Here is a 16,688-nt window from a genome sequence, read left to right as displayed (position 1 = left end):
AAACCTCAAACCCTAATCGCCAATATTTCCCGCCGACTCCGCTGGTAGGCGCGCACCCTTCGCCGGCGTTTATATCCTGGCTGATTCCCTTCAGGTGACGGGACCCTTTGTTCAAAGCATTTTCTGTCAGAATCAATCCTCTTTGCTTTCGTCCGCTTCAATCTCACACAACAGGGGATGCTCATTCTCTTGAGCGAACTGATTGACCTGTGCGGCCTTTGTCTCCGCTATATCCCGAGTATAGACACCGCACACTGCTTTTCCCCGTGTGTGAACCTGCAACATCAACTGTGTGGCGCGCTCCCGGTTTACTGAAAAAAACAACTCCAGAGTCTCAACAACAAAATCCATGGGGGTGTAGTCATCGTTGAGCATGACAACTTTATACATCGGCGGCCGCTTCAGTTGCGGCGGCGCCTCCTCAAGGGCCAACTCACCATCGAAATCATCGAGGTGAGGATTGTCTCCATCGGAGTCACTGGAGCTTAGTTTAATGATTCGCGAAGTACTCATAACAATTATCAATGAATTCTATCGAGCCTGAAAATTGCAGCCAATGCAACCTTCAATGACGTGACATTGTAACCTTATTTGACCTTTGACACAGCGGTCACCGGGGAGCCTTGACATTACCCCGGCTGTTGACTACAAGAGGTAGTGACCGTTACATCAAACGTTAGTCGCAGATAGGATCGCAGCCGACTAACCAGCAGGTCAAATAAATATAAAAACTCTGTAAGGTGGCCAGGGGCCACTCAGGCAATTAGAGGGAATCGTTATGCCTACCGGTACTGTAAAGTGGTTCAACAACGCTAAGGGATATGGGTTTATTCTTGCAGATGAGGGAGGGGAGGATCTGTTCGCGCACTATTCCGCAATTCAGATGGAAGGCTACCGAACCCTGAAGGCCGGCCAACAAGTCACCTTCGATATTATTCGAGGAGACAAGGGCTACCACGCTGCAAATATCTCCGCACTGACCTCAGAAACCACTTCACCCAACACTTCGAACAACAGCGAATCTGATGTAGTACACACAGAAAAATCGAGGGAGAAGGAAGCGGAAGCTGTCGGCTAAGCGAGCCCAGCAAACAGACAATAAAAAAGCCCTTCACCAAGGTGAAGGGCTTTTTTCATGGGACTCGGGCCAACTCAAAGCCAGCCCAGCCTCACGAATGCAGCTTAAGCCATGTGCTTGATAACTTCGTCACCAAACGCAGAACAGGACTTCAGCTCAGCACCGTCCATCAGGCGCTCGAAATCGTAGGTTACGGTTTTGGCTTCGATAGCACCTTCCATACCCTTGATCACCAGGTCAGCAGCTTCATTCCAACCCAGGTGACGCAGCATCATCTCAGCGGAAAGAATCAGGGAGCCCGGGTTAACCTTGTCCTGGCCAGCGTACTTAGGCGCAGTACCGTGGGTCGCTTCGAACAGGGCAACGTCGTCGGACAGGTTTGCGCCAGGAGCAATACCGATACCACCAACCTGTGCAGCCAGTGCGTCGGACAGGTAGTCGCCGTTCAGGTTCAGGGTGGCAATTACATCGTACTCAGCCGGACGCAGCAGGATCTGCTGCAACATAGCGTCAGCAATTACATCCTTAACAACGATTTCTTTGCCAGTCTTCGGGTTCTTGAAGCTGTGCCAGGGACCACCGTCCAGCGGCTGAGCGCCAAACTCGTCGCGAGCCAGCTCGTAACCCCAATCAGCGAAGGCACCCTCGGTGAACTTCATGATGTTGCCTTTGTGTACCAGGGTTACAGAATCGCGATCCTGGTCCACAGCGTACTGGATAGCCTTGCGCACGAGACGCTTGGTACCTTCAGCAGAAACCGGCTTAACACCGATACCGCAGTTCTCAGGGAAACGGATCTTCTTAACACCCATCTCGTCCTGCAGGAACTTGATTACTTTCTTAGCTTCGTCAGTATCAGCTTTCCACTCGATACCAGCGTAGATATCTTCGGAGTTTTCACGGAAGATAACCATGTCTACCTTGTTCGGCTCTTTAACCGGGGAAGGTACACCGCTAAACCAGCGCACAGGGCGCTGACATACGTACAGATCCAGCTCCTGACGCAGGGCAACGTTCAGGGAACGGAAGCCGCCGCCTACTGGAGTGGTCAGAGGGCCTTTAATGCTAACAACGTAGTCTTTGATCGCTTCCAGAGTTTCAGCCGGGAACCAGTCGCCAGCGTAAGTCTCTGCCGCCTTCTCACCGCAGTAGATTTCCATCCACTCGATTTTCTTTTCGCCGCCGAAAGCTTTTTCTACAGACGCGTCGATCACCTTGCGCATTACCGGGGTGATATCCACACCGATGCCGTCACCCTCGATGAAAGGAATAACCGGGCGATTCGGAACATTCAGCGAACCGTCGGAATTGACTGTAACTTTTTCGCCGTCTGCCGGCACTTGGATATGACCCATATTGCGTAAACTCCCAAAATTCTATGACTTTTTAGGTCCAGCGTTGCTTGCACCGCTCCCCCGGGACCTTAGGGCGGGGATGAAAAACGGCGGGATTATAGCAGCCTCGGCTATTTTTTGTAGTTGGATTACAATACTCAATTTTTCTTATGGCAAAGATTATTCTCCTCAACAAGCCTTTTGGCGTATTAAGCCAATTTACAGATGACCAGAATCGCGCCACTCTGGCTAACTTTATCCAACACAAGGGATTCTATGCGGCGGGGCGCCTGGACTACGATTCTGAAGGTTTACTACTGTTGACTGATGATGGAGCGCTACAACATCAAATCAGCCACCCCAAGCGGAAGATGCCCAAGACCTATTGGGCCCAGGTGGAAGGTGAACTTACTGATGATGCTCTTTATATGCTCAGGCAAGGGGTCGACCTGAAGGACGGCCGAACCGCACCTGCCAAGGCCAAGCGCCTGCCGGATATGGAGCCTTGGCCCCGCACACCGCCAATTCGCAAGCGCAAATCGATCCCAACCAGCTGGCTGGAGCTGACTATCTCCGAGGGGCGGAATCGCCAGGTAAGGCGGATGACTGCGGCGGTAGGCTTCCCTACCCTGCGACTGATTCGGGTGGCTATAGGCAGTTGGAAGCTCGACTCATTACAGCCTGGCGAGTATCGAATAGAGGAGGTTTTTGGCGCACCCAAGCCCCGGACAAAACCAGCACACAACCGCAGTCGACCGCGCCGAAAACGATAATCTATAACGGAAGATCAAAGCGGTCTTGGTCAAATGGGGCGTTCGCAGGTAAAATTCGGCCCCCTTTCATACCAGTGAAGTAGTGACTGTCCTTCTTATGCCTGATTCCACCCACAACAAACAGCCAAAGCGCGTCATCGTCGGTATGTCCGGCGGTGTGGATTCCTCTGTAGCCGCACACCTACTGATCCAGCAGGGCTACCAGGTGGAAGGCCTGTTTATGAAAAATTGGGATGAAGACGACGGCACAGAATACTGTACCGCTAAGGCGGACCTGGCGGATGCCCAGGCCGTTTGTGAGAAACTGGGCATCAAGTTGCACACTGCCAACTTTGCTGCCGAGTACTGGGATCACGTATTCGAGTACTTCCTGGCTGAGTATAAAGCTGGACGTACTCCCAACCCGGACATCCTGTGTAACCGGGAAATCAAATTTAAGGTCTTCCTTGAGTACGCCGAAGTGCTGGGCGCGGATGCAATAGCCACCGGGCACTATACTCGCCGCCGCGATATCGATGGCCGCACCTACCTATTGAAAGGACTCGACGGCAACAAAGACCAGAGCTATTTCCTGCATGCGGTGGGAGAAGCCGAATTTGCCCGTTCACTCTTTCCTCTGGGGGAGCTGGAGAAGCCCGAAGTTCGCCGTATCGCTGAAGAGAACGGCTTTATCACTCACAACAAGAAAGACAGCACCGGCATCTGCTTTATCGGCGAGCGCCGCTTCAAGGATTTCCTCGAGCAGTACCTGCCCGCCCAGCCCGGCGATATGGAAACCCCAGAGGGTGAAGTCATGGGGCGCCACGCGGGCTTGATGTACCACACCATTGGTCAGCGCCAGGGGCTCGGTATTGGTGGTGTCAAAGGTGCAGGCGAACAGCCCTGGTATGTTGTCGGAAAAAACCTGGAGCGCAATGTACTGATTGTGGCCCAGGGAGCGCATCATCCCCTGCTTTATACAACGGGACTGGAAGCAACCCAGACCCATTGGATCAACGGCGCGGCACCAAGCAAAACTTTCCGCTGCCAGGCCAAGACCCGCTATCGCCAACCAGATCAGGATTGCACCGTGCACCTGCAAGACAATGGCGGCTTGGTTGTAGAGTTCGACGAGCCACAACGCGCAATCACACCGGGACAATCTCTGGTACTGTACGATGGAGAAACCTGTCTCGGTGGTGCGGTGATCGAGAAAGCCACGGGAGTTGGCGCCGCAGTACCGGAAAAATACAAGAAAGATTAAGGAGTAATTTTGAATAACTGGCGGGATCAGGCACTGGCACTGGCAGGAATATTCCAATCCGCAACACTGGTGGAGCGCCTGGCCAAAACAGGCTCTGCACCGCAGGAACAGCTGGAAACCGGGGTATATAGCCTCTTCCAGCTAAACCCTGATCGCACTGAAGATATATTCGCCGGTGCAGACAAGCTGCTGCCCGGCTTAAAAGTATCGCAGCAAATACTAAAGACGCGGCAACACCCGGAATATACCGATGGTCTGCGCTACGCCCTCTCGGTGATCTACCTGCAGCAACAACTCAGCAAGAATAATGACCTGCTATCAATCATTGGCAGTCGATTGGATAAGGCCAAGACTCAAGCAGAGCACTTCGAGCTGACTCACGAGAATGTATTTTCCAACCTCGCCAGCATCTACAGCGATACGCTAGGTACCTTCCGCTTCCGGATTCAGGTACTGGGCGACTTCAATTACCTGCAACAGCAGCGTGTCGCCAATCAAATTCGCTCCATGCTATTTGCCGGCATCCGCTCGGCAACCCTATGGCGACAGATGGGTGGACGCCGCCTGCACCTTCTGTTCCAGCGCAAAAAGCTTTTGAATGCGACCAACGAATTGATCGCACATATCGAATCTATAGAACACTAATCCCGGAGATTTACTATGACAGTTGAGCTTTCCGCACTCACAGCGGTATCCCCTATTGATGGTCGCTACGAGAGCAAGACTGCCCCCCTGCGTGAAATTTTCAGTGAATACGGCCTGATCCGCGCCCGCGTTGAAGTGGAAGTACGCTGGCTGCAAAAACTTTCCGCACATAAAGAGATCGCCGAAGTTGATCAGTTCGACGAAGCTGCTAACAAGCTGCTCGACAGCATTGTGGCCGACTTCTCCCTGGAAGATGCTGAGCGCATCAAGGAAATCGAGCGCACCACGAACCACGATGTAAAAGCGGTTGAATACTTCCTCAAGGATAAAATCAGCAGCAATGCCCAGCTGGCAAAAGTGAGTGAATTCGTACACTTTGCCTGCACCTCTGAGGACATCAATAACCTGTCCCACGCCCTGATGCTTCGCGCCGGCCGCGACAACGTCATGTTGCCTGCGATGGAAGCCCTGATTGACGCTATCGTAGGCCTGGCCCAGGACTTTGCCGACGTACCCATGCTGTCCCGTACTCACGGCCAGACAGCCAGCCCGTCTACTGTTGGTAAAGAACTTGCCAACGTGGCCGCGCGCCTACGCCGCCAGGTAGCCCAGATTAAAGCGGTACCGCTGCTGGGTAAAATTAACGGTGCGGTAGGTAATTACAACGCTCACCTGTCCGCCTATCCCAATATTGATTGGGAGCAAAATGCTGAAGAATTCATTTCTTCTCTGGGCCTTAGCTGGAACCCCTACACCACCCAGATCGAGCCCCACGACTACATTGCTGAGCTGTTCGACGCTGTTGCCCGCTTTAACACCATCCTGATCGATTTTGACCGCGATGTATGGGGCTATATCTCCCTGGGTTACTTCAAGCAAAAAGTCGTTGCCGGTGAAGTTGGCTCCTCCACCATGCCGCACAAAGTTAACCCCATTGACTTCGAAAACTCCGAAGGCAATCTGGGTATCGCCAACGCCGTATTCCAGCACTTGGCCGCCAAACTTCCAGTATCCCGCTGGCAGCGCGATCTGACAGACTCCACCGTGCTGCGCAATATGGGGGTGGGTGCAGGCTATTCCGCCATTGCTTATGCCGCCACCATGAAAGGCCTGGGCAAACTGGAAATCAACCGCGAGCGCCTAGCGGAAGACCTGGATAATTCATGGGAAGTATTGGCAGAGCCGATCCAAACGGTTATGCGTCGCTACAACATTGAAGAGCCTTACGAAAAACTGAAGGCCCTCACCCGTGGCCAGGGCATCACCCGTGAAACCCTGAAAGTATTTATCGAGAACCTGGAGATTCCCGCAGAGGCCAAGAGCGATCTGCTGGAAATGACTCCGGCATCCTATATCGGTAACGCCGTGGAACAAGCTCGCAAAATTTAACCGAGCCCAGCTACCAGCCGCACCCAGTGCGGCTGGTCATCTTTTAAAAAATACAAAAGTACGCTGGATAGTTTCCGAACCTCAGAATATCCAGATGCAAACCCCAGCCTTCTGACAGTGAGAGTTACCGTGGCCAGCCCCCTTACCCATCTTGGCGACATGCCCATCGAAGTTTTTATGCGTGACTACTGGCAGCAGAAACCCCTGCTGATACGCAATGCTTTCGCCAACTTTGAATCACCCATCTCGGGTGAAGAACTCGCAGGTATGGCCCTGGAGGAAGCGGTCGAGTCTCGTTTGGTACTGGAAAATGGTGAAAGCGGTCCCTGGGAGCTGCGCACAGGTCCATTCACTGAAGAGGATTTTCTCTCCCTCCCTAAAACCCACTGGACCCTGCTGGTACAAGCTGTCGATCAGTGGATGTCAGAAATTGCTGAACTAAAAGATTTCTTCCGCTTTATCCCCGACTGGCGCCTGGATGATGTGATGATCAGTTACGCCGCCGATAAGGGCAGCGTTGGTCCCCACTACGATCACTACGATGTGTTTCTTCTCCAGGCCGAAGGCAAGCGTTTGTGGCAACAAGGCCCCAAGGTGGATGAAAGCAATCCTCGCCTTGAAGGAACGCCCCTTAATATCCTGAAAGAATTCGAAGCAGAAAACAGCTGGGTACTAGAGCCCGGCGATATGCTTTACTTGCCGCCCCAATACAGCCATTGGGGGATAGCCGAAGGTGGATGCACCACAATCTCTATTGGTTTCCGCGCCCCATCTGCCGCGGCGATCCTCGAAGATCTCGCCGCTGAAATCGCTATGGATTTGCCGGACAGCCAGCGCTACACCGATGCCGGTGCTGAAGTGGCGAAAAATCCAGCGGAGATTGATCCCGCCTCTGTTGCCCGCCTGCAACAACAGCTCGGCGAATGGCTGCAGCAGCCGGAGAAAATCGCCCAGTGGTTTGGCGCGATTATGACCGAAGCAAAATACCCGGATACAGTCGCCCTGGATGCTGACGATGCTGCAGACTGGCGCGAACAAATGCCACAGGGAGCACAACTGGTTTTAAATCCCGCTTCCCGCACCGCCTTTTGCCGCGAGCCAGCCACTTTGTTTGTTGATGGTGAAGCCTTCCCTTGCCCCCTGGCATTTGCCGAGCAGTTTGCTGAATCCCATGAAATATCCTGGGATGATATCGAAGCCTTCCCGGAAATAGCCGAAGACAGCGGCCTTCTCGATCAACTGGTTGCACAGGGCACCTTGATCTACCCTCCTGAGGATTTCTGAGATGCCAGTAGCTATACGCCTAGCCGATTGGAACACTGACCGGGACGCAATTCGTTCAATACGCCAAGCAGTTTTTGTGCAGGAACAACAGGTACCTGCGGATCTGGAATGGGATGATCAAGAGGAGACATCCCAGCACTTCCTCGTCTACCGCAAAACAATCCCGGTTGCCACCGGACGCCTCACCCAAGGCGGAAAAATTGGTCGTATGGCTGTGCAAAAATCCTCACGTGGTCTCGGCATCGGGGCCCAGCTATTGCAAGCCATCTGTGAGCAGGCCCAGAAACAGAATTTTCAGCGAGTCCATTTACATGCACAGCAACATGCTCAGGGGTTCTACTTGCAGGCTGGATTTGAGGTGGAAGGCAATGTGTTTAACGAAGCGGGAATTCCCCATATCAAAATGGTGCGCAGCCTGATCTGACCATTTTGAAGCCTGCCATCAATAACCATGTGGCAGGCCCTGTCCCATCTCAACTCTCTGCTGGGGCATAGCGCTTCTCGACAAAGTAAGCCAAAGGCGCTATCCCCAACACATACACTATCCAGAGCCCAAGCCCCCAATAGGGATTGAAAAGGGTCAACAAGCACGCCAGGATACTGGTACACAACATCACCAAACTGACCACTAGCACACGGTGCGCGGATACGTTCGTTCGATTCGCAGCGACACACCACATACCCGCAATTGCTATAGCGGCCACCGCATAGCTGGCTGACAATAATATCACTGACCAAGCCTGATCTGGATATTCCCCCATCAAACTTGCTGGAAAGGGAATAAACGCCACCGCCCCCAATAACAAAAAGTTAAAACTGGTAAAGGCTACCGATTTAAATTGATGGTCCGACATCAGATAGTTGTGGGTAAGCCACAGCCGGCAGAGAATCGCAAAGCTCAGGAGCCAGGAAAAAAAGTGGGGCAACTGCTGAAGAATATTGCTATGGAAATCCTCGCCCGGTTTTATATCTTCCAGATCGGGAATCTGAATATTAAAAACCAACAGCGTCATAGCAATGGCAAACACGCCATCACTGACAGCATTAATACGGCTAGCCAAGAAAGACTTTCGACGCATGGGCCACCATCGATTACCATGATTGCATACTCATTAAAGCCCAGTCCCGAAGCACGATCTGGCTGTCCAATATCAAGATGGCAACAGCACCCTCACCACTCACATACCTTCCACCTGATAACGAGCCACGAAATGTTTCTATTGCGAAGATCAAACAACTTGATAACGACTTTGTAAGTGTATTCTTTTAAGTGAAGAGTCTATGGAAGCACTTCGATACAGCACCGCCTAGTAAGTGGCGTTCAACTTCTACAGTCGCTGGCGATGCTTTGATCAAACTCTCGCTGCCCGATCGATTTCAATCCTGCTTACTACCAACTCCTTGTGTTCGGGCTACGGCTCCTAATTGCTCTAAGATCTATCTAATGCGACTTGCTTCATATTCATTGAAGCCCTAGCACTTTCTCCCTGTTGGTCGCTGCAGCCATAAGCAGGAGCTGAGGAGTGAAGCCCAAGACGTGGCAATAGACACCGGTAAAGAAAAGCTTATGGGGCGGAAACACTTCCGCTACGCGTCTTGGACAATTGCAGTCATATTTTTCAGCGCCAGCGTAACCAACTCAATCCTGTTTGCCCTACTATCACCTAGCTTCACTCAGGAGCTCAATCTCAGCCATCAAAGCTTAGGGATGCTGGTAGGGTATTACTTTGTCGCCTATTCAATTGGCCAACTGACACTTGGCTCACTATTGGGCCCTATAAGTCCACGGTATTTGCTGGGGATCTCAGCAGTCCTTGCCTCTAGCGGCTGTGTAATTTTTGCCAGCAGTCATTCTTTCGGAACAGCCCTTGCAGGGCAGCTACTAGTCGCACTTGGATTATCCAGTAGCTTCTTGGGAGTTATCTATGTTATCGGACGGGATTTACCTAAAAAGTTTTCATTGATGGCGGCTGTTAGCCAAGGATTAGCTAATTTCGCAGCAGCCTCACTCTCGTTATTTATCGGTTTGTTCGATACCGAAGTCTCATTTCGGGAGCCCTACTTCATCGCAGCACTATTTCTTATTTGCCTTGCTGTGCTACTATTTATTTTAATTGGCAACAGTCAAAAATCTTCCCGTGAACTCTCTGTAAAAAAAGCCATTCAATTTGAAAAACTAAATTTATGCTTTAAGTCAAGCGCTTTTTGGTTGGCCCTCACATTCTACTCCTGCCTTTTCGGCGTAATTATCGCCTACTCTGATTTATGGAATATACAGTTCCAAGTTGATTTTTTTCGTGAAACATCCAAAGAAAGTGCCCTACTCAATACGATGATTTCAATGGGCATCATTATCGGTAGTTTTATCGTCGGTGCCTGGTCTCAATATCGGGGAGATTATGTACTTCCGGCGAGAACTTTTAGTTTCCTCTCAATTATTGCTGTCACAGCTTTGCTGAGTATTAACTTGTCAGACTCCTGGACCTTGGCGGCAAATTTTCTCTTAGGATTTGGCCTCAGCAGCTCCATTTTATCTCTCTCGATAGTGCAATCCGAACTTCCTGAAAGGACCCATGCTATTGCCTCTGCCCTTATTGTAACTGGAGGCTTTGCTTTAGGAGGGGTAATTCAAACCCTCATAGGACTCTCACTCGATCAAGATATAGAGTTCGCTTATATCCGCTCCTTCAGCGATCTACTAGCCAGACTTTTTGACTTTGCTCCACAACCAACACAGAAATTCTACAATTACCAGGCAGGATTTCAGCTAATCGGCATTGTCGTCATCGTAGGCTGCATCAGCAGCCTACTTTTGAGTAGCAAAAAGCTAGTCAAGAGGCGTAGTCCTAAAATCGGAAGTTCGTAGTGCTAAGCCTGCCATTCGACGGCCTAAATGTACGGCTGTAAGTCGATCCAACTCATGAATTTCGCCAGCCCCCTCAGCGACAGCTACCAAGCCCGACTGACAACCACCCCGATTTCTACCCAGGGAATCTTGACTCGGTAGAATATCCAGGGGAACCCATAACATACCCATTTGTGCAGCAAAGACTTGTAGAGTTCTGATGGTACCTAGCTGATCACCACTAAAATTACTGCCAACAGTAAATCCTGCAGCTAATTTATCCAGCCAGCATCGATCTCCATAGCGCTCACTTGCTGCATCCATAAATGCTTTGAATTGAGCGGAGACAGTACCCATAAAGGTCGGCGACCCCATTACTATGGCTTCACATTGATCCAACTGAGTTAATAATGACTGGTCTTCATAACGTCCGTGACGAATGCTCTCCCCCTGAATCTCAAGGGCAACACCAATACAATTCTCTACCGTGTTAACCCCTTCAACCACGGACTCCGCAAGAACTTTACTGCAGCCAGACACAGAATGGTAAACAACACCTACCCTCTTCATATGACTCGCTCCGCTATGCGGTCTGACTCAAATATCCGGCCTAACTTTTGATCAATTTCTCTGCCAGCTGGTAGTTCTATTCCAAAGATATCCAGTAAAGTAGCACGAAGCTCATCGACATCTGCCAACATAACAACACTCTTGGAGCCTAAAAGTGGCTGATAGCTTAACTGTCTATTGAAAAGTGTATGCCGCCCCTCTGGGAAGGACCGAGCAACAATCAAGTGCTCTACAAACCTGGATTCAGGGTGCGTTGAACAATACCAACTACCAATTTTGTAATCGCCATGAGTTTTAGGTTTCAAGTCAAAGCTGTACATAGGTTGCCAACCACTATCGGTTGTGACCTCTAACAGGTACTCATCATCTATTAAAGTAAAGCGGTAAACACCGTGCGGTGTGCTCTGACGATCACTGGAGTCTACATTTAGTGGTGCAGTCAAAGTGTTACTGCCAAATCCCGCATCTATCAGAAAGCGTGTACCCTCAAGCTCCACCATCAGAATCATATGCGACTGAGCGGGTTGATGCCCTATCGGCATTTGCCACAGTATTCGTGCAGCGAGGTTCGTAACTTTAAAGCCGATTGGCCCTAACGCTGCCCCTAATAAGGCATTTTGCTCGTAGCAATAACCTCCACGTTTTTGTTGTACCAACTTGGCCTCAATAGATTCCAACTCAATATCCACAGGGCTTCCCAAAAATGAAGTGGCATTCTCGAATGGAATCGTACGGACGTGCTGGGTCAACAACTGCTGTAGACACTGCAAGTTAGCACTCGGGATTCCATCAAAATTAATACGGTCTAAATATTGCTGCAAGTTAATACCAGGGGTACCCATTTCAATTACCTCCTCAAAATCCGGGCTCATAAACAATAGACAGGAGCTTAATACCTAAACCTAACTTGAGGTCAATAGCTTTTTTCATCTTCTACACCTACACTGCTTATCAATCAGAGGGTAATCTCAGCCAAAGTCTAGGAAACGCGCCCAGCCAGCGTAATCTTCAATATTGCTAAAACAATCAGGTAACGACTTAGTGGAGATACTGTTTTTGGGGACATCATCAGGCACTCCGACCAAGCAGAGGAATGTTTCTGGTATTGGACTATTAGAAAGCCTGGGAAAGAACTGGTATTTAATCGACTGTGGGGAAGGCACCCAACAGCAGGTTCTACATACAAACTTATCACTAAATAGACTAAGTGCAATCTTTATCACCCATAAGCATGGTGATCACTGCTACGGACTCCCTGGTCTACTTAGTAGCTCAGGAAAGCAACAAAGGGCAACACCACTGACACTTGTTGCCCCTAGAGCCGTTTATGACTGGCTTCTATCAACTCAAACAATCACAGAACTCTATCTTCCATTTGAACTCAACTTCATTCCTGTTGAAGATTTACCCAAAATAGAAATGGGGCAATTCACCATAACCACTATACAACTTTCCCACAGGGTCCCCTCTTATGCGTACAGTTTTACGGAAAGATATGTTGAGGTTACATTAGATACACAAAGTTTACTTGCCACCGGTATCCCTAAAGGACCGCAATGGGGGAAGATAAAGAACGGTATCGATGTCGTTCATCACGGTAAAATATGCACTGCAACAGACTTTATTCTAAAGCCGAGACCTCCACGTAAGATTATAATCTGCGGAGATAATGATAACCCTGAGCTTTTAAAAGATACCTGCACCAACAGCAATGTCTTGGTGCATGAATCAACTTATGCAAAAGATTTGGCTGAGAAAGCGGGTCATGTAGGGCACAGCTATTCCACTCAAATAGCCTCTTTTGCCGAGGGCCTTTCAATTCCCAACCTGGTTCTCACACATTTCAGCACACGCTACCAAAAAGATAGCAAGGCGAGCTGCTCAATTGATACTATCAGAAAGGAAGCGCAGTTGATTTATAAGGGACAACTATATTTAGCTGAGGATTTTATGCATCTTTTTCTAGAAAAATCTGGGCAACTCGTCCAAAAACAGTAGGCAACTATACCCAAAGAACAGATAGCAGTCATAAACGGATTCTTTGAGAGCATATTTCATTTTTTTGACATAGTATCTATACTCAGATCAGCCGAATAGACTACTAAACACTGGTGGAGATAACAGGGTTCACTTGATTAACACCTTTAACCATATCGCCAGAACAATTATTTTACCACAGTGCCAACCGTCCAAAATCCTGGCATAAAGGTCTTATCTTGATAACTCCATTTAAAATGGCAGAAGCTCATCACTATCTAAAACAACATAAAGCCACACTTCCATATTTTTAATAGTGCGTTTAATATTTGTCTCCATCTCCTCACCAAGACTTTTAGGTATATCTTGCTTATCTATCCACTCATGGTAACCATAAGTTTCGATAATGCCGGGCCACCAGACATCAGTGAGAAATTTATGTTTTGGAAAATTGAGGTAACGTCCCTGAGGCAAAGTTGGTATTTCACGTAAAGCAATTTCCTTTTCATCTTCAGTATCAATGAAGTCATGCTGCCAAAACATTGAAAGGTCATCACTATCATCCGCAATGCGGGGATCTCGAAACCTGAGAGGAGAATCCTTAGGAAGAACAACAATAACACCAAACGAAGTGATTGCCGGAACCGTCTTCGATGTATTTAACATATATATAAACGAAGATCCAAAGGACCTATCGTAATACTGATAATCTCTATGATCTTTATTCCAAACTAATTTTTCAAATGCGAAAGGAGAATCAGAGTTAATACCTACTCTTATTTCATGAGATGCCAACCCTACACGATTGAGTAAATACTGTTTGATTTTTGAACTGCCGCTTTTAACCGTACGCAGAAAGCCTTTTGCTAGCTTATCATTCCCTATAGCATAATGCGTTTTCATAGCAATTTCCCAGGGTTTATTAGAAGGGAAGTTACCCTACTCCACTGAAACTAGCTTGAAATTATAACTCCTCCAAAATTCAGCAAATTAGTATAGTAATTAATAATACACTAGGCACCACCTGGTAAGAAACTGTCATTACCTCGCATCAATTATATTTATATACCCTTCACTATAAAGCTTGGCACATAATGAATATAAGACTATACCCCACAAACTCTTTAACCAGGCAATATTTAGTCATCCACTTCTATCATCACCTACCCCAGCATACTCCAGTAAAACAGATTTCCCATACAGGATTCGTATATCTCCCTTCAGCTTGAGAGGGAACATATGTATACTTATTAATTAATAAGTAGGACTAAGCCAATGGTTTCCTTAAGTGACCTTCCCAGACAGAAAGATACAGAACCAGATCGAAAATTTATTGAGGCTTTAGCTCGTGGTCTGGATGTGCTCCGAGCTTTTCAACCTGGTGATGGCTTCCTGGGTAATTTGGAGATCGCCCAGCGCACTGGCCTGCCCCGTTCCAGTGTTTCCAGGCTGACTTATACCCTGACCAAGTTAGGCTATCTGACCTACTCTGATCGAATAGAAAAATATCAGCTGGGTAGTGGCGTCCTGGCTCTTGGTTATGCTTTTGTCTCAAATCTCACAGTCAGGCAGGTAGCCAAGCCTTTAATGCAGGATCTGGCCAATTCTACCGGTACCGCTGTTGGTCTCTCTGATCGGGACCGGCTGGATATGATTTTTGTCGAGTTCTGTGCTCCAGCAAATGTCACAACTTTTCGCCATGAAATTGGAAATCGCGTACCCATAGCTTCCAGCGGCTCCGGGCGAGCCTTTTTGGCAGCACTCCCTCAAGAAGAACGGGAATATTTTTATGGCTACCTGGAGAAAAAAGCTGGTGATCAATGGCCAGCAATCAAAGCCGGTATTGAAGAAGCGGTCACCAGCTACCAGCAGCGCGGCTTCTGCTGCTCTTTTGGCGAGTGGAATCGCGATGTCAACGGTATCGCAGTACCTCTCTCTTTAAGCCAAGGTCATATTTATACTTTTAATGCTGGCGGGCCCGCTTTTAGGCTTAACCCGGAATACTTAGAAAATGAAGTAGCTCCTCTGTTGAAAAACTTGGTAGGTAATATCGAAGCTATGTTAATCCGATATTAGTCGACTCAAACTCCAGATCTTCTCAATCAGTACAGCTACAGCTTGAAACGCAGTAGAAAGTTGAAAATTTTATCAAATCTTTGGCCATAAGGTGGTCGTAAAGGCACCGCCGCTGACTTTTTGGCTTGTGTAAAGATCGGTCGTAATTTTGAGAATTCCAAAAAACCCTCATAAGCGTGATATTGCCCCATGCCACTCGCCCCAATACCACCAAAGGGCAAGTCTGCCTGGGAGACATGCATCGCGCAGTCATTGATACAAACACCTCCAGACATTGTGCTTTTGATAATCTTTTCCTGAATCTCCCCGCTAGAACTGAAAATATATAATGCTAAAGGCCTATCTTTACTATTTATGTAATCTATCGTATCAGACAGATTCCTATACGTAAGAATAGGTAAAATAGGGCCAAATATCTCCTCACGTAGCAGGCTCATGTCTTCTGTCGGGTTTAACACTAAGGTAGGAGCAATTTTTTGCAAACCTTTATTGTTTTCAACATCTAATAACGGCAGAACTGTAGCCCCTTTCTCCAGAGCATCCTTTAGAAAAGTATTCAGCCTATTAAACGCCTTTTCATCAACAATCGAAGTATAATCTTCTGAATTTAAAGATGGATACCATTTGGGTACAAGTCTCTTGGACGATTCCAAGAATCCTGAAAGTTTCTCTTCAGGAATCAATAAATAATCTGGAGCTACACAAGTTTGGCCCGCATTGAAGAATTTTGAGCTCAAAATACGTTCCGCAGCAATATTTTCATCAAAGTCGCCACATATTATGGCTGGCGACTTGCCCCCCAGCTCTAGTGTCACAGGAGTTAGGTGATCCGCAGCCCTCCGCATTACCATTTTTCCTACCTTGCCAGATCCAGTAAAGATCATGTGATCATATGCCTGAGCTGTAAACTCCGTGGCGCTTACTTCCGGAAGAATAGCTACCAGATCCTCTGGAAAGAACCTATTAAATAGCTGATGTAATAATGCAGAAAGAGCGCGCGAGTTAGCAGCCATCTTGATCATACAGCGATTCCCTGCGGATATCGCACTCACCAAGGGCCCAACAGATAGAAGTAGTGGATAATTCCAGGGGGTAACAATAGCAACCACCCCTTTTGGTTGAGGTAATACGCGATTTTTTACTCCTCGAAGTAGTAAAGGCACATGTCGCTTCTGCATTTTCATCCACTTTTTTAAGCGCTTACGAGTGTAACGAATCTCGTCGATACACCCATAGATCTCTGCAATTTTAGTTTCCTGGATGGCACGATTACCAAAATCCTCGCTTATTGCCTTTGCTATGTATTTCTGGTTTCCCAGGATCAATTGTTCTAATTTTTTTAAACTTTCCAGGCGTTCCTGAAGACTCGGGTAGGGGTTCCTATTAAATGCATCCTTTTGAAGTTTAAAAACACTCTCTACTTTACCTATGCTCACAGATCTGGTGTGCTCGACAACTTTCTCCATGTGCGCGC

The 16,688-nt window shown here is 48.4% G+C and carries 17 protein-coding genes; 10 read left to right on the top strand and 7 right to left on the bottom strand.

Translation table 11 applies throughout. The features are described from left to right. Positions 1 to 132: 132 nt before the first annotated feature. Positions 133 to 513, bottom strand: a complete 381-nt coding sequence (clpS, locus tag BTJ40_RS10100) for an ATP-dependent Clp protease adapter ClpS (RefSeq protein ID WP_108732974.1) — start codon at positions 511 to 513, stop codon at positions 133 to 135. A gap of 265 nt (positions 514 to 778) precedes the next feature. Here clpS and cspD point away from each other — a divergent pair, with 265 nt between their 5' ends. Next, a complete protein-coding gene (cspD, locus tag BTJ40_RS10095; RefSeq protein ID WP_108732973.1) occupies positions 779 to 1,078 on the top strand; it encodes a cold shock domain-containing protein CspD in 300 nt (99 codons plus the stop codon). Positions 1,079 to 1,182: 104 nt separating this feature from the next. Here cspD and icd read toward each other — a convergent pair whose 3' ends face one another. After that, complete coding sequence (gene icd / locus BTJ40_RS10090) at positions 1,183 to 2,433, bottom strand: NADP-dependent isocitrate dehydrogenase (RefSeq protein ID WP_020415259.1); 1,251 nt, start codon at positions 2,431 to 2,433, stop codon at positions 1,183 to 1,185. A gap of 149 nt (positions 2,434 to 2,582) precedes the next feature. Here icd and BTJ40_RS10085 point away from each other — a divergent pair, with 149 nt between their 5' ends. The 6 genes from BTJ40_RS10085 (at position 2,583) to BTJ40_RS10060 (ending at position 8,170) form a co-directional block, all read left to right on the top strand. After that, positions 2,583 to 3,185 (top strand): pseudouridine synthase, encoded by a 603-nt coding sequence (locus BTJ40_RS10085; protein WP_108732972.1) that lies wholly within the window; start codon positions 2,583 to 2,585, stop codon positions 3,183 to 3,185. A gap of 97 nt (positions 3,186 to 3,282) precedes the next feature. Further along, positions 3,283 to 4,428 (top strand): tRNA 2-thiouridine(34) synthase MnmA, encoded by a 1,146-nt coding sequence (mnmA, locus tag BTJ40_RS10080; RefSeq protein WP_108732971.1) that lies wholly within the window; start codon positions 3,283 to 3,285, stop codon positions 4,426 to 4,428. 6 nt (positions 4,429 to 4,434) lie between these two features. Then, entirely contained in the window at positions 4,435 to 5,073 is a 639-nt protein-coding gene (gene hflD, locus BTJ40_RS10075) for a high frequency lysogenization protein HflD (RefSeq protein WP_192879419.1), read from the top strand. Positions 5,074 to 5,088: 15 nt separating this feature from the next. Next, complete coding sequence (gene purB, locus BTJ40_RS10070; RefSeq protein WP_108732969.1) at positions 5,089 to 6,462, top strand: adenylosuccinate lyase; 1,374 nt, start codon at positions 5,089 to 5,091, stop codon at positions 6,460 to 6,462. Positions 6,463 to 6,591: 129 nt separating this feature from the next. Continuing rightward, positions 6,592 to 7,746 (top strand): cupin domain-containing protein, encoded by a 1,155-nt coding sequence (locus tag BTJ40_RS10065; protein WP_108732968.1) that lies wholly within the window; start codon positions 6,592 to 6,594, stop codon positions 7,744 to 7,746. 1 nt (position 7,747) lies between these two features. Beyond that, entirely contained in the window at positions 7,748 to 8,170 is a 423-nt protein-coding gene (locus tag BTJ40_RS10060) for a GNAT family N-acetyltransferase (protein ID WP_108732967.1), read from the top strand. 49 nt (positions 8,171 to 8,219) lie between these two features. On the opposite strand, the gene BTJ40_RS10055 is transcribed toward BTJ40_RS10060, so the two are convergent. Beyond that, on the bottom strand, positions 8,220 to 8,825 hold the full coding sequence (locus tag BTJ40_RS10055; RefSeq protein ID WP_108732966.1) for a TMEM175 family protein: 606 nt from the start codon (positions 8,823 to 8,825) through the stop codon (positions 8,220 to 8,222). A 458-nt stretch (positions 8,826 to 9,283) separates the two neighbouring features. Between BTJ40_RS10055 and BTJ40_RS10050 the strand changes: the two genes are divergently transcribed. Beyond that, positions 9,284 to 10,612: an MFS transporter gene (locus BTJ40_RS10050; protein WP_108732965.1), complete on the top strand. Its 1,329-nt coding sequence runs from the start codon at positions 9,284 to 9,286 to the stop codon at positions 10,610 to 10,612. Here BTJ40_RS10050 and BTJ40_RS10045 read toward each other — a convergent pair. Both BTJ40_RS10045 and BTJ40_RS10040 read right to left on the bottom strand, forming a co-directional pair. Beyond that, on the bottom strand, positions 10,574 to 11,161 hold the full coding sequence (locus BTJ40_RS10045; RefSeq protein WP_108732964.1) for a flavodoxin family protein: 588 nt from the start codon (positions 11,159 to 11,161) through the stop codon (positions 10,574 to 10,576). The genes BTJ40_RS10050 and BTJ40_RS10045 overlap by 39 nt on opposite strands. Further along, a complete protein-coding gene (locus BTJ40_RS10040; RefSeq protein WP_157953992.1) occupies positions 11,158 to 12,003 on the bottom strand; it encodes an arylamine N-acetyltransferase in 846 nt (281 codons plus the stop codon). The genes BTJ40_RS10045 and BTJ40_RS10040 overlap by 4 nt, the downstream gene beginning before the upstream one ends. A gap of 199 nt (positions 12,004 to 12,202) precedes the next feature. Between BTJ40_RS10040 and BTJ40_RS10035 the strand changes: the two genes are divergently transcribed. Further along, positions 12,203 to 13,159 (top strand): ribonuclease Z, encoded by a 957-nt coding sequence (locus BTJ40_RS10035; RefSeq protein ID WP_108735234.1) that lies wholly within the window; start codon positions 12,203 to 12,205, stop codon positions 13,157 to 13,159. Positions 13,160 to 13,390: 231 nt separating this feature from the next. Here the strand turns inward: BTJ40_RS10035 and BTJ40_RS10030 are convergent, their stop codons facing one another. After that, complete coding sequence (locus BTJ40_RS10030) at positions 13,391 to 14,041, bottom strand: hypothetical protein (RefSeq protein WP_108732962.1); 651 nt, start codon at positions 14,039 to 14,041, stop codon at positions 13,391 to 13,393. Between the two features lie 372 nt (positions 14,042 to 14,413). Here BTJ40_RS10030 and BTJ40_RS10025 point away from each other — a divergent pair, with 372 nt between their 5' ends. Next, a complete protein-coding gene (locus BTJ40_RS10025; RefSeq protein WP_108732961.1) occupies positions 14,414 to 15,214 on the top strand; it encodes an IclR family transcriptional regulator in 801 nt (266 codons plus the stop codon). Positions 15,215 to 15,249: 35 nt separating this feature from the next. On the opposite strand, the gene BTJ40_RS10020 is transcribed toward BTJ40_RS10025, so the two are convergent. Further along, positions 15,250 to 16,680: a coniferyl aldehyde dehydrogenase gene (locus BTJ40_RS10020; RefSeq protein ID WP_108732960.1), complete on the bottom strand. Its 1,431-nt coding sequence runs from the start codon at positions 16,678 to 16,680 to the stop codon at positions 15,250 to 15,252. Between the last annotated feature and the right edge of the window lie 8 nt (positions 16,681 to 16,688).

The sequence above is a fragment of the Microbulbifer sp. A4B17 genome (assembly GCF_003076275.1).
Classification (GTDB): Bacteria; Pseudomonadota; Gammaproteobacteria; order Pseudomonadales; family Cellvibrionaceae; genus Microbulbifer.
The sequence above is the reverse complement of the archived record's forward strand: the minus strand, read 5'-3'. Positions and strand labels throughout refer to the sequence as shown.

What these genes read in the sequence shown, in the direction of transcription:
- clpS (WP_108732974.1), bottom strand. Translation starts at nt 513, where the DNA reads ATGAGTACTTCGCGAATCATTAAACTAAGCTCCAGTGACTCCGATGGA.
- cspD (WP_108732973.1), top strand. Translation starts at nt 779, where the DNA reads ATGCCTACCGGTACTGTAAAGTGGTTCAACAACGCTAAGGGATATGGG.
- icd (WP_020415259.1), bottom strand. Translation starts at nt 2,433, where the DNA reads ATGGGTCATATCCAAGTGCCGGCAGACGGCGAAAAAGTTACAGTCAAT.
- BTJ40_RS10085 (WP_108732972.1), top strand. Translation starts at nt 2,583, where the DNA reads ATGGCAAAGATTATTCTCCTCAACAAGCCTTTTGGCGTATTAAGCCAA.
- mnmA (WP_108732971.1), top strand. Translation starts at nt 3,283, where the DNA reads ATGCCTGATTCCACCCACAACAAACAGCCAAAGCGCGTCATCGTCGGT.
- purB (WP_108732969.1), top strand. Translation starts at nt 5,089, where the DNA reads ATGACAGTTGAGCTTTCCGCACTCACAGCGGTATCCCCTATTGATGGT.
- BTJ40_RS10060 (WP_108732967.1), top strand. Translation starts at nt 7,748, where the DNA reads ATGCCAGTAGCTATACGCCTAGCCGATTGGAACACTGACCGGGACGCA.
- BTJ40_RS10055 (WP_108732966.1), bottom strand. Translation starts at nt 8,825, where the DNA reads ATGCGTCGAAAGTCTTTCTTGGCTAGCCGTATTAATGCTGTCAGTGAT.
- BTJ40_RS10045 (WP_108732964.1), bottom strand. Translation starts at nt 11,161, where the DNA reads ATGAAGAGGGTAGGTGTTGTTTACCATTCTGTGTCTGGCTGCAGTAAA.
- BTJ40_RS10040 (WP_157953992.1), bottom strand. Translation starts at nt 12,003, where the DNA reads ATGGGTACCCCTGGTATTAACTTGCAGCAATATTTAGACCGTATTAAT.
- BTJ40_RS10030 (WP_108732962.1), bottom strand. Translation starts at nt 14,041, where the DNA reads ATGAAAACGCATTATGCTATAGGGAATGATAAGCTAGCAAAAGGCTTT.
- BTJ40_RS10025 (WP_108732961.1), top strand. Translation starts at nt 14,414, where the DNA reads ATGGTTTCCTTAAGTGACCTTCCCAGACAGAAAGATACAGAACCAGAT.
- BTJ40_RS10020 (WP_108732960.1), bottom strand. Translation starts at nt 16,680, where the DNA reads ATGGAGAAAGTTGTCGAGCACACCAGATCTGTGAGCATAGGTAAAGTA.